The organism is Pseudomonas sp. JQ36, assembly GCF_053851495.1.
Genome location: NZ_CM132642.1, coordinates 3,869,831 through 3,882,132, shown reverse-complemented (window position 1 = coordinate 3,882,132; position 12,302 = coordinate 3,869,831). Strand labels below are relative to the sequence as shown.

13 protein-coding genes are annotated in these 12,302 nt (G+C 61.0%); 9 read left to right on the top strand and 4 right to left on the bottom strand.

Annotated elements, in window-relative coordinates; genetic code table 11:
• The first annotated feature begins 2 nt into the window (after window positions 1-2).
• Both fkpB and ispH read left to right on the top strand, forming a co-directional pair.
• The gene (fkpB, locus tag ACS4NR_RS17465) at window positions 3-440 is read left to right on the top strand and encodes an FKBP-type peptidyl-prolyl cis-trans isomerase (protein WP_177325639.1); all 438 of its coding nucleotides are present in this window, start codon (window positions 3-5) and stop codon (window positions 438-440) included.
• A 188-nt stretch (window positions 441-628) separates the two neighbouring features.
• On the top strand, window positions 629-1,573 hold the full coding sequence (ispH, locus tag ACS4NR_RS17460) for a 4-hydroxy-3-methylbut-2-enyl diphosphate reductase (protein WP_095139301.1): 945 nt from the start codon (window positions 629-631) through the stop codon (window positions 1,571-1,573).
• On the opposite strand, the gene ACS4NR_RS17455 is transcribed toward ispH, so the two are convergent.
• A complete protein-coding gene (locus ACS4NR_RS17455) occupies window positions 1,530-2,099 on the bottom strand; it encodes a GspH/FimT family pseudopilin (protein WP_095139302.1) in 570 nt (189 codons plus the stop codon). The genes ispH and ACS4NR_RS17455 overlap by 44 nt on opposite strands.
• A gap of 130 nt (window positions 2,100-2,229) precedes the next feature.
• Between ACS4NR_RS17455 and ACS4NR_RS17450 the strand changes: the two genes are divergently transcribed.
• Genes ACS4NR_RS17450 through thiO form a run of 7 tightly spaced genes read left to right on the top strand, consistent with a single transcriptional unit; the run spans window position 2,230 to window position 8,995 of the window.
• Complete coding sequence (locus ACS4NR_RS17450) at window positions 2,230-2,703, top strand: GspH/FimT family pseudopilin (RefSeq protein WP_253150419.1); 474 nt, start codon at window positions 2,230-2,232, stop codon at window positions 2,701-2,703.
• A complete protein-coding gene (gene pilV / locus ACS4NR_RS17445; protein ID WP_456017955.1) occupies window positions 2,700-3,149 on the top strand; it encodes a type IV pilus modification protein PilV in 450 nt (149 codons plus the stop codon). The genes ACS4NR_RS17450 and pilV overlap by 4 nt, the downstream gene beginning before the upstream one ends.
• The gene (locus ACS4NR_RS17440) at window positions 3,146-3,859 is read left to right on the top strand and encodes a PilW family protein (RefSeq protein WP_456017954.1); all 714 of its coding nucleotides are present in this window, start codon (window positions 3,146-3,148) and stop codon (window positions 3,857-3,859) included. The genes pilV and ACS4NR_RS17440 overlap by 4 nt, the downstream gene beginning before the upstream one ends.
• 11 nt (window positions 3,860-3,870) lie before the next feature.
• A complete protein-coding gene (locus ACS4NR_RS17435; RefSeq protein ID WP_095139306.1) occupies window positions 3,871-4,350 on the top strand; it encodes a pilus assembly PilX family protein in 480 nt (159 codons plus the stop codon).
• Window positions 4,337-7,420, top strand: a complete 3,084-nt coding sequence (locus tag ACS4NR_RS17430) for a pilus assembly protein (RefSeq protein ID WP_456017953.1) — start codon at window positions 4,337-4,339, stop codon at window positions 7,418-7,420. The genes ACS4NR_RS17435 and ACS4NR_RS17430 overlap by 14 nt, the downstream gene beginning before the upstream one ends.
• Window positions 7,421-7,435: 15 nt before the next feature.
• Window positions 7,436-7,837, top strand: a complete 402-nt coding sequence (locus tag ACS4NR_RS17425; RefSeq protein ID WP_115986765.1) for a type IV pilin protein — start codon at window positions 7,436-7,438, stop codon at window positions 7,835-7,837.
• Between the two features lie 57 nt (window positions 7,838-7,894).
• Entirely contained in the window at window positions 7,895-8,995 is a 1,101-nt protein-coding gene (gene thiO, locus ACS4NR_RS17420) for a glycine oxidase ThiO (protein WP_456017952.1), read from the top strand.
• Window positions 8,996-9,127: 132 nt separating this feature from the next.
• Here thiO and ACS4NR_RS17415 read toward each other — a convergent pair whose 3' ends face one another.
• Genes ACS4NR_RS17415 through ACS4NR_RS17405 form a run of 3 tightly spaced genes read right to left on the bottom strand, consistent with a single transcriptional unit; the run spans window position 9,128 to window position 12,283 of the window.
• A complete protein-coding gene (locus tag ACS4NR_RS17415) occupies window positions 9,128-10,474 on the bottom strand; it encodes a sigma-54-dependent transcriptional regulator (RefSeq protein WP_115986763.1) in 1,347 nt (448 codons plus the stop codon).
• On the bottom strand, window positions 10,471-12,060 hold the full coding sequence (locus tag ACS4NR_RS17410; protein ID WP_095139316.1) for a sensor histidine kinase: 1,590 nt from the start codon (window positions 12,058-12,060) through the stop codon (window positions 10,471-10,473). The genes ACS4NR_RS17415 and ACS4NR_RS17410 overlap by 4 nt, the downstream gene beginning before the upstream one ends.
• A complete protein-coding gene (locus tag ACS4NR_RS17405) occupies window positions 12,050-12,283 on the bottom strand; it encodes a PP0621 family protein (protein WP_456017951.1) in 234 nt (77 codons plus the stop codon). The genes ACS4NR_RS17410 and ACS4NR_RS17405 overlap by 11 nt, the downstream gene beginning before the upstream one ends.
• Window positions 12,284-12,302 lie beyond the last annotated feature (19 nt).

The following is a 12,302-nucleotide window of genomic DNA, read 5'->3' as shown; positions in this document are numbered from 1 at the left end:
TATTGGCTGAGCAACGCATCGGCCAGAACACGGAAGTCACTTTGCACTTTGCATTGCGCCTGGAGAACGGCGACACGGTCGACAGCACGTTCGACAAGGCCCCGGCGACCTTCAAGGTCGGCGACGGCAACTTGCTGCCGGGTTTCGAGGCGGCACTGTTCGGCTTCAAGGCCGGCGACAAGCGTACGCTGACCGTCGAGCCGGAAAACGCTTTCGGCCAGCCGAACCCGCAAAACGTACAGATCATCCCGCGTTCGCAGTTCGTCGACATGGAGTTGTCGCCGGGTTTGCTGGTGATCTTCAATGATGCGGCCAATACTGAGCTGCCGGGTGTGGTGAAAGAGTTCGACGACGCGCAAGTGACCATTGACTTCAACCACCCGCTGGCCGGCAAGACGCTGACCTTTGACGTCGAGATCATCAACGTCAAAGCGATCTGAGTGACACCGCAGAACAATTGTGGGAGCGGGCTTGCTCGCGAATGCTGACTGACATTCAACATAGAAGTTGTCTGACACACTGCTTTCGCGAGCAAGCCCGCTCCCACATTGGATTTTTGCTGTATTTGAGCAATGTGCTCGATCAGCAGGACGTAAATTTATTTCGCGCGCAAGACACGAGGCACAGCATGCAAATCAAACTCGCCAACCCCCGTGGCTTCTGCGCCGGCGTGGACCGGGCGATCGAAATCGTCAACCGCGCCCTGGAAGTCTTCGGGCCGCCGATCTATGTGCGTCATGAAGTGGTGCACAACAAGTTCGTCGTCGAAGACCTGCGCAGCCGTGGCGCGATATTCGTCGAAGAACTGGATCAGGTACCGGACGACGTCATCGTGATCTTCAGTGCCCACGGCGTTTCCCAGGCCGTGCGCAATGAAGCCGCCGGCCGTGGCCTGAAGGTATTCGACGCCACTTGCCCGCTGGTGACCAAGGTGCACATCGAAGTCGCGAAATACAGCCGCGACGGCCGTGAGTGCATCCTGATCGGCCACGCCGGTCACCCGGAAGTCGAAGGCACCATGGGCCAGTACGACGCTAGCAATGGCGGCGCGATCTACCTCGTCGAAGACGAGAAAGACGTAGCCGAACTGCAAGTGCGCAACCCGGAAAAGCTGGCGTTCGTGACCCAGACCACCCTGTCGATGGACGACACCAGTCGCGTGATCGATGCCCTGCGCACACGCTTCCCGGCCATTGGTGGCCCGCGCAAGGACGACATCTGCTACGCCACGCAAAACCGTCAGGACGCGGTCAAGCAACTGGCTGACGAATGCGACGTGGTGTTGGTGGTCGGCAGCCCGAACAGCTCCAACTCCAACCGTCTGCGCGAACTGGCTGAACGCATGGCCACGCCGGCCTACCTGATCGACGGCGCCGAAGACCTGCAGAAGAGCTGGTTCGATGGTGTCGAGCGCATCGGCATCACCGCCGGTGCTTCCGCGCCGGAAGTATTGGTGCGTGGCGTGATCCAGCAGTTGCAAGCCTGGGGAGCGACCGGTGCCGATGAACTGGCCGGCCGCGAAGAGAACATCACGTTCTCGATGCCGAAAGAGCTGCGCGTCCGCTCGATCTGACGCTCTTCGCCTTCAGGCACAGTGCCTGCTCAGCCTTCGCGCTGGTCAGGCGCACCCGGCCGGTCGCCGCCAGCACCACCTGGCGCTGGCTGACCGGCTCGCGTGCCGAACAGATATGTAATGTCCCTGCCTGAAATGCCCGCCCGGGCATCAGCGGTTGTCCCAGACTGCTGAAACGTACATAACGACTGACTGCCCAATTGCCGACAATCGGTGTCCGCCCGTCACTCGCTTGTTCCTGCAGCAGTGGATTGCTGCTGTCCTGCGGCCCCTTGCCGCTGATATCCAGAATAATTCGCCAGCCCTGACTCCAGTCGCCATTGATGCCATGGATCACCACGCTCTGATTGCGAGTGATGGCCTGGGTCCGGGCGTTGCGAATCCCGTCGAGCAGCGACTGCGCCGCATGGTCGCGCTGAGTCGATTCGTTGAAGGCGGCAAACGCCGGACTGACCAGCGCCAGAACAATTGCGCCAATCGCCAGTCCCATAAGCAATTCGATCAGACTGAAACCCTGTTGCGGCATGAGCACTTTCTCCCTGAAGCATGAGGCCAGACGCGATCCGTGCGCCGGGCAGGGCAAATCAACCGACGCAGGCCGGTTGAATGTTCTAGTTTGTAGAAGCAGGTATAGCCGACGGCAACGGAGGGCATCGATGGATCGTCATACAAAAGGTTTCACGCTGCCTGAGTTGTTGGCTGCGGTCGCGGTGATGGTGATCCTCATAACCCTGGCGGTGCCGGGTTTCACTCGCTCGATCCAGAGCAGCAAGGCCGATACCGAAATGGGCGACTTGCAGCGCGCCATCAACTATGCGCGGCTGGAGGCGATTGATCGTGGCGTGACCACACGCTTGCGCCCGAGCGCCGGCGGCAGCGTGTGGACCGGCGAATTGTCGGTCTACGACAGTACTGGCACTTCGGCCAATGTATTGCGGGTTGTTCCAGCGATGAGCAGCGGCGCGACTCTGACGCTACCCTCAGGAGTGACCGCACTGGATTTCAATAATCTGGGCGGCCTGGCGGCGCCGTCGACGGCGGTGGTCATCAGCTACGCGCTGGGAACGCAAAGCAGGACGCTGAACGTGTGTCTGAACGGACGAATTCAATTGGGTGGAAGTTGCGGATGAGGGCAGGGAGCACACAGGCACAGGAGGGCATGTCGCTGATCGAAGTGCTGGTCGCGTTGCTGATTCTGACCGTTGGCATATTGGGCGCGGCAGCTGTTCAAGTGAATGCGCTGAAGTACACCGACAGTTCGCGCATGACCAGCCAGGCGAGTTTTATCGCCTACGACATGATGGATCGCATCCGCGCCAACGCCGCTGCCGATTACACGGTGACACCACCGACCGCGGGCAACCTCAGTGTCGCCCGCGATCAGGATCTCTACGATTTCACCACCAGCATCGTCAATTTCGGCGGGCCGAGCGCCACCGGCACGATCACCCGCAATCAGCGGGTGTACACCATCACCATCAACTGGAATGACTCACGGGCCGCGAATGCCAGCGGTACCACGCGCAGTTTCGTCCTGACCAGCCGTGCCACGGTCGATCCGGTGGCCACGCCATGAAGCAATACAACCGTGGTTTCGGCCTGATCGAAATGCTCATTGCCCTGGCGCTCGGGCTGATCATCGTGCTGGGCGTGGTGCAGACATTCCTTGCCGCTAAAAACACTTACGTCAGCCAGAACACCGCGGCCGCGATGCAAGAAGACGCACGTTTTGTCCTGAGCAAGATGATTCAGGAACTGCGCATGGTCGGCATGTTCGGCTGTCTGGGCAGCATTACCGACGCGAGTTCGGCAGGGGATTTCAACGCGGCGCAAGTCACCCCGATCAGTTGGGATAACAGCAATCTCAAACTGACTCTGGTCACTGCTGACGTTGGCGGCAGTGGCGGTACGCCGACCTGGACGGTGATCTCCGATTGCCGCAACAGCGCCACGGCCTATACCGGGTTGCGCGCGGCGGCGAGCGGGCAGATCGCCTTTCCGATCCGTCGCTTGATCTACAGCTTCAGCAACAACCAGATCCTCATGGGCACCGGCAGCGGCAATCCGACCCAGCAGGTGCTGGTGAATAACGTCAGTGCCTTTAACGTGACCTTCGGTCTGGCCGCGTCGGCTACCGACGTCGCGGCGTCCTCCTACAGCGCCAACCCCAGCGATCCGGCGCGCATCCGCAGTGTGCGCCTGAGCCTGACTCTCACCGACCCGAACAACCGGGTGGCCAATCAAACCTTCAACGTGGTTGCCGCTTTGCGCAACCGCCTGCAATGAGGGCCGGGCCGATGAGGATGACTTTCGAGCAGCGGCAAAACCAGCGCGGTATGGTGTTGCTGGTCAGTCTGGTGTTTTTGTTGCTGCTGACACTGATCGGCCTGTCCTCTATGCAGAGCGCCAACCTGCAGGAAAAAATGGCCGGCAGCGTCAGCCTGCGCAATCAGTCGTTCCAGACCGCAGAGGCCGCGCTGCGTATCGGCGAGAGTGCGGTGCAGCTCGACAGTTATTCGCTGGCCGTCTGCGCCAGTACCACGCAATGTGCGCCACCGGCGGAGTCTTCGGTGGTCAGCGCGGCGGGGTTCAATTCGACTTCCGGGGTCACGTGGATCGCAGCCGGTAACGGCTTTTATGGTGTGCAGAACATTGGCACGACCCTGACGGCAGTGAACGTGCCGAGTAACACTTCGGCGACCCTGTATCGAGTGACGGCAGTCGGCATCGCCGGTACTTCGCGCAGTGTGGTGGAGAGTGTCTATGCGAAGTATTGAGCGCTTCCGGACCTTGTTGGCCGGCGTGCTGCTGGGCCTGTATCTGGCGGCGCCGGCGTATGCGTTTACTCCGTCCGATTCGCCGCTGTTGAGCGCGGCGGCGGTGTCGCCCAACGTGATGTTGCTGATCGACGATTCCGGCAGCATGAACAGCATTATTTATGCGCCAGGATTCGATCCCGACGTTGATCGCACACCTGCCCGGCAGTGCAACGCGTTGCTCGGACTGTGCCTGAGTTCGACCGCCATTACCGGTGATTCGGTGTTTCTCTCAAGCCTGCCGACCTCCGGTTGTTCCGGTGGGGCCTATGCCTTTTACAACAACAGTGTTGCGCCGCTGTGCCTGAAACTGCCGGATCCGGTGGGTGGCGGCAACACCCGCTACACCGGGGATTACATAGCCTATGTGGTCGGGCTGGCGATCAACAACGGCACCCGCGACTTCACCAACGGGGCAATTCCCAACGACTATCGGATCAACGTCGCGCGCAACGTGTCCACCGCGCTGGTCACCAGCAATCGTACCTTGCGTATGGGCCTGTCAACTTTCAATCCGGCCACCAGTAACAACTCGGGCAATGGCGGTTACATCGCGCGTTCGATCAGCGACTTGTCACCGGTGTCCGGCAGCGTGACCCAGGCACAGGCCGACGCCAACTACAACGCGCTGATTTCTGCGATCAACGGTTTGAGCGCCGTGGCCAATACGCCGCTGGCGGAAACCTATTACGAAATCACTCGCTACATGCGTGGCATGGCCCCGTACTACAACAGCACGCCGACGACCTACACCAGCCCGATCCAGTACCGTTGCCAGAAGAACTACGGCGTGGTGATCACCGACGGTTTGCCGACTTACGACCGCACCTTCCCGAGCAATGATCCGCTGGGTGGCAGTCGCCTGCCGAACTGGGACGGCATCAACAATGACGGCAACAACCTCAATGGTGATAGCGAGGGCGACACGCTGTATCTCGACGATATTGCCAAATTCGCTTTCGACATCGACATGCGTTCGACCGGTACTGACGCCGCCGGCAAAAGCTGGAACGCGGTGGATTTTCCCAAGCAGAACATGAACACCTACACAGTGGGTTTTACCGCCGACAATGACATGTTGTCGGACGCCGCCGCTTACGGGCAGGGCAGGTATTACCAGGCGACCGACAGCACGGGCCTCAATGCCGCGCTGTCCTCGGCGTTGAGCGACATCACCTCCAAGGCCGGCTCCGGCGGCAGCGGGGTCACCAGCGGCACCACGCTGGCCAGTGGCACCCGTTATTTCCAGACCAGCTATGACCCCAAAGACTGGCGCGGGACGATCAAGTCCTTCGGTTTCACCTCGGCTGGCGCGGTGAATACCTCGGCAGCGTTGTGGAGTACCGACACCACAATCGTCCCGGGCGCTACCGCACCGCCTTACCAATCTTGGAACACCAGCAGCAATGCCGCCGTCACTCTGGCCTACGGCAACTTTTCCGCTGCCCAGCAGACCACGCTCAGCCAAGGCCTGCCCACCGGCATCAGCGGCAACGATCTGGTGGAGTGGAGCAAGGGCACCAACAAGGCCGGGCTGAAGGTGCGCAGCGTATTGCTCGGCGACATCGTCAACTCGCCGCTGGTGCTGGCCTCGCCCGGCGACAAAACCGCCTCCGATCTCTCGGGGGACACCACCTACACCACGTACCTGACCACCAAAGCGGCGAATATGAATTCGAGTCTGGTGGTGAATGCCAACGACGGTTTCGTCAACGTGATCAACTCGGCCAACGGCACTCGACGCTATGCCTACATGCCGTCCAGCGTATTGCCGTCGATGCGGCTGATTGCAGATCCTGCTTACATCAACGGCGTCAGCCACAAGTTTCTGGTGGACGGTCAGGTCGGTGTGTATGACGCGCAAATCAACAGCGCCTGGAAAACCCTGGCCATTGGCGGCACCGGCGCCGGCGGCAAAGCTTTCTATGCCTTGCAACTGTTCGACGCGTCCGCCGGCAATGTGCTCAGCGCCCTTTGGGAGGTCAGTGCGCCCGCCACGGCAAACACCGCCAATGCATTCAATGATCTGGGTTACGCCTATGCCCGGCCGGAAGTGGCACGCTTGGCCGATGGTCGCTGGGCGGCATTCATCGCCAATGGCTATGGCAGCAACTCCGGTGTGGCGGCGTTGTATGTGCTGGATGTGCGTGACGGTTCGCTGATCAAGAAAATCGTGATCGACAGCACCGAAACCACCAATGGCCTGTCGTCGGTGAAGCTCAAGGTCAATTCTTCCAACGTGGTGCAGGCCGCTTACGGCGGTGACTTGAAAGGGCGTTTGTGGAAATTCGATCTGAGCGCGACGTCGACCGACGGCTGGGGCGTGGCGTTTTCCGGCAAGCCGCTGTTCACCACGGCGGGCGGAGCGACTCAGCCGATCACCGCGCAGCCGCTGCTGGCGGACAATTCGCAGGGGGGCAAACAGGTATTTTTCGGCACCGGAAAATTCAACGAAACCGCCGACAAGACCAACAAGGACCTGCAGGCATTTTATTCGGTGTGGGATGCCGACGGCGGTTCCGGGCAACTGACAGTCAGCAGCCTGCAGACCCAAGCAGTGACCGGAGTGTTCTCCGGCAGTACGGGGCAGTTCATCACCACCAGCCAGAACGATACGACTTATCCGGCGGAAAAGGGCTGGTATCTGCCCTTGGTGTACAACAACGTGCTGACCGGCGAGCGGGTGATCAATCAGGCCAGTCTGGTGCTCGGGCGCATCGTGTTTACCACCGCCAGTGTCGACACCACCGACCCGTGCGCCAGTTTCGGCACCGGCAAACTGGTCGAACTCGATGCGTTCAGCGGTAAGATGCTCAACTACGCGGTGCTCGACACCAACGCCGATGGCGTGGTCGACAGCAACGACACGATTTCCAGCGGCGTGGTGTTCACCGGCGGGATTCCGACCCTGAACGCCATCGTCAATGGCGCGACGCGCAAGATCGTCAACGATTCCAGTGGCACCGTCACCACACTGGTGGAAAAATCCGGCGGCGGCAGCCGTCGTATCATGTGGCGACAAATACAGTAAGTGAGAGTTTGAGGCATGCGCAGAGTCAACCAAGGCTTCACCCTGATCGAAATCATGATCGTGATTGCGATCATCGGCATCATCATCACCATCGCTGCACCGGGCTACACCGAATACCTGAAAAAGGGCCGGCGTGCCGAAGTGGTGTCACTGCTCTCGGAGCAGGCGCAGAGCCTCGAACGCTTCTATACCAAAAACAACGTCTACACCGGCATCACCGGTCTGAGCACGGGCAATGATTACTACACCATCACCCCGACGATCGCTGACCAGACCTTCCTGCTGACCGCCACACGCAAGGCTGGCACTGCCATGGCCACCGACAAGTGCGGGGACTTTACCCTCACCAACACTGGCGTCAGAAGCATGAACAACGCTACCACCGGGCTGACCACCAAGGATTGCTGGGGCCGCTGAGGTACCTTCTTGAGGGCGCCTTTTGCGCCCACTGTCTTTTTTACGGTTGGATCAAACATGACCAGGCAACAGCAAGTGGTGATTGTCGGTGGCGGGGTGATTGGCCTGCTGACCGCCTACAACCTCGCCTCCGAAGTGCGCAGCGTGGTGCTGCTGGATCGCTCGAACGTCGGCCAGGAATCGTCCTGGGCCGGCGGCGGCATTGTTTCGCCGCTGTACCCGTGGCGCTACAGCCCGGCGGTCACCGCACTGGCGCATTGGTCGCAGGATTTTTATCCACAGCTGGGCGAGCGGCTATTTGCCGATACCGGAGTTGATCCCGAAGTGCACATCACCGGCCTGTACTGGCTGGATCTGGACGATGAAGCCGAAGCACTGGCCTGGGCCGAGCGGGAAAACCGTCCGCTGCGGGCTGTGGATATCTCTGCAGCACACGACGCAGTGCCGGTGCTCGGCGGTGGATTCTCCCGGGCGATCTACATGGCTGATGTGGCCAATGTGCGTAACCCGCGTCTGGTCAAATCGTTGAAAGCCGCTTTGCTGGCGCTGCCTAACGTGACCCTTCACGAGCAATGCGAAGTCAGCGGGTTTGTTCGCGAAGGCGCGCGGGTGGTTGGCGTCGAGACGTCCAAAGGCGTGATCAGTGGCGACCAGGTGGTGCTGACCGCCGGAGCATGGAGCGGTGATCTGCTCAAGACGCTGAACCGGACGCTGCCGGTTGAGCCGGTCAAGGGCCAGATGATTCTCTACAAGTGTGCGGCGGATTTCCTGCCGAGCATGGTGCTGGCCAAGGGGCGTTATGCGATTCCGCGTCGCGACGGGCACATTCTGATCGGCAGTACGCTGGAGCACGAAGGCTTCGACAAGACCCCGACCGATGTCGCGTTGCAGAGCCTCAAGGCTTCGGCGGTCGAGCTGCTGCCGGCGCTGGCGGAGGCCGAAGTGGTGGGGCACTGGGCCGGTTTGCGCCCGGGCTCGCCGGAGGGGATTCCGTATATCGGCCGGGTGCCGGGGTTTGAGGGGTTGTGGCTGAACTGCGGGCATTACCGCAACGGGCTGGTGCTGGCGCCGGCGTCGTGTCAGCTGTTTGCCGATGTGATGCTGGGGCGGGCGCCGATTATCGATCCGGTGCCGTATGCACCTGAAGGTCGCATTTAGTCAGGTATTTCTCTGGTGGCTGGCAGACCGTTTTCGCGAGCAAGCCCGCTCCCACATTGGATCTGCGATGAACACAAATTGTGTGAACAACCGAGATCTACTGTGGGAGCGGGCTTGCTCGCGAAGGGGCCCTCAATCCAGACCGAGTTTCTTCAGCCTGTAGCGCATCGACCGAAACGAAAGGCTCAAGCGCTGCGCCGCCGCCGTGCGATTCCAGCGGGTTTCCTCCAGCGCCTGCAGAATCAGCTTACGCTCGACGTTCTCCAGATAATCCTCAAGGTTGTCGATCTGCGTCAGGTCGGCAATGCCGTCCTCGACTGCGCAACTCCCTTCGCTCAAGCGCAAATCCTCGGCCTCGATCACTTGGTTTTCGCACAGCGTGTGCGCGCGTTCGAGGACATTCTCCAGTTCTCGCACATTTCCGGGAAAACGATAACGCTTCAGTGCTTCAAGCGCTTGCGGGTGCAATTGGGCTGCCGGCTGGCCACTGTTGCTGGCCAGGCGCTGGAGCATGTGCGCAGCCAGCACTTCGATGTCGTCGCGCCGTTCGCGCAGGGACGGCACCCGCAGTTCGATCACGTTCAACCGATAATACAGATCCTGACGGAAGCGCCCGGCGGCGACTTCCGCTTCCAGGTCTTTGTGCGTGGCGCACAGAATGCGCACATCGACCACGGTTTCCTGCTGGCCGCCGACGCTGCGCACGGCTTTTTCCTGAATCGCCCGCAGCAGCTTGACTTGCATCGACAGCGGCAGATCCGCCACTTCATCGAGAAACAGGGTGCCGCCGTGCGCGGCCTGAAACAGCCCCGGTTTGTCGTCCACCGCGCCGGTGAAGCTGCCTTTGCGATGGCCAAAAAACTCGCTCTCCATCAGCTCTGAAGGGATCGCCCCGCAGTTGACCGGTATAAACGGCTGTTGCGCGCGCGGCCCTTGTTCGTGGATCAGCCGCGCGACCAGCTCTTTGCCGCTGCCCGATTCGCCGCTGATGTAGACCGGAGCCTGACTGCGGGCGAGCTTGTCGATTTGTTTGCGCAGAGCGCGCATTGGGGGCGAGTCGCCCAGCAGTCGGCGGTCGATCGAGGTGACGCTGCCGCCGGCGGCAGGCATGCGCAGTGCGGTGCTGACCAGTTCACGCAGGCGCGTGAGATCAACCGGCTTGGTGAGGAAGTCGAAGGCGCCGGCCTTCAGCGCATTGATCGCTGTTTCCAGGCTGCCATACGCGGTGATCATCGCCACCGGCAGTTGTGGATGACGTTGCTGGATGTGCTGCACCAAGTCCAGCCCCGTGCCGTCGGGCAGGCGCATGTCGGTCAGGCACAGGTCGAACGCATTGCGTTGCAACAGCGCCTGGGCCTCGCCGAGGTTGCGAGCACTGAAGGTGTCGAGTTTCATCCGTCCCAGGGTGATTTCCAGGAGTTCGCGGATATCCGGTTCGTCGTCGACGATGAGGATTTTTTGCCGTGGGCTCGTGTTCAACTTTGTTTCCGTCCGTGAGCAAAGGTGATGCGAAAGCAGCCGCCGCCTTGGCGTGGTTTGAAGTCTAGGCGCGCCTGGTTGCTTTCGCACAGCTCACGGGACAGATAAAGCCCAAGGCCGGTGCCTTGGCTGCTGGTGGTGAAGAACGGTTCGAACAGATGCGCCTGCTGATCGGACGGGACACCGGGGCCGTTGTCCTGCACTTCGAGCACCGCCAGTTGGCTTTCGGGGTCGACGAACAGCGCCAGCCAGACCTCGGCCTGCTCGTGCAGCAGGGCGCTGTGCCGCCAGCCGTTGCGTAACAGATTGTCGAGAATCTGCGTGAGCTGGTCGGGATCCATCAACGTGATGAAGTCCCCGGAATTGATCCGCAAATGAATCGTTTGTCGCTCAGTGGCCTGTTCGCGGCTCTCGGCGACGAACTGTTCCAGCCACGGCTTGAGATCCAGCCGTTGCGGAGCGCTCTGCTGGCGGCGCGACAGTTGCAGGACGTTTTCGATGACTCGGTTCATGCGCTGGGAGTGGTCTTGAATGATCTGCGTCAGACGCCGATCAGCGCTATCGAGTTCCTCGGACTCCGCCAATAGCTGCGCGGCATGACTGATGGCGCCCAGTGGATTGCGGATTTCATGGGAGATGCCCGCGGTCAGACGCCCGAGCGCGGCGAGTTTGAGCTGCTGGGCTTGTTGCGCGACTTGCGCCAGATCTTCGAGGAACACCAGGGTTTGCTGGTTGGGACTCTGGTCGAGGGCGATGAAGCTGGGTTGCAGTTCCAGGCCGTTGCCGGGAATCTTCAGGCTCTGCGGGCGCAGGGTCGGGTTGCTCAGCCACAGTTGCAGGCGCTCGACCAATGCCGGCGAGTAGTCGCTGATCAAATGACCTTCAAGATGCGATTGGGCCAACAGATTTTTCGCGCTGTGGTTGGCCAGCTGTACCCGACGCTGTTCGTCGAGCACCAGGATGCCGGTGCGCATGCGTTGCAGAATCAGGGCGTTGAGCGCTTCAAGGCTGGTGACTTCGCTGGCGCGCTGTTCGGCGAGATTTTCGCTGACTTCCAGACGCCGGATCAGGCCCTGGACCAGCAGCGATGCGGCAAAACACAAGGCGCCGAGGGTCCCGGCTTGCAGATAGTCATTGGCGCTCAGGGGATGACTGAAGCTCAGCAGAAAGCTGGAGCTGACAATGCCGAGTGCGCCGATGGCGGCAATCAGCAGGCCGATGCGCCGGCGCAGCAGGGTGTTGCTGATCGCCACCGAGACAATCAGCAGGTTGCCGATCGCGCTGGCCACCCCGCCCGCCGCGTAGAACAACCCGCACAGCAGCAGGACATCCACCAGCGCCAGACTGAACAACTGCGTCGGCCGCCGGGTGTTTTCCAGAAACACCACCAGCAGGATGTTCAGCACCAGATACAACCAGCTACCGCTGCGCAGCAGTTCGTCGTCGGCCGACGTCAGCAGGCGGTTGTCCATGTTGCTGGAGATCAGCAGCACCAGCGTGATGCCGACGCTCAAACGGTAGAGATGATACAGGCGCAGCAGGCGCTGAGCCTGTTTACGGTCGGCGTTGGCGACCTCAGCGATCACTGGCACCCGGGCCTTGCTCAAGGTGAGCCTGGCTGCAATACCATTGTCGCTGAAGGTTCAGCGCGCGGTCGCGGGGCAGGTGCACGCCGCAGTGGGCGCAGCGCACCATCGGCGCGGCGTCTTGCTCGCGGGGCGATTGGGCAGACGAGGCGGGCGCCTTGAATTTACGCCACAGCCATACCGCAGCGAAAATCAGGACAATCCAGAACAGTAAACGAAGCATGATGGGCGGCTTTTCGGCT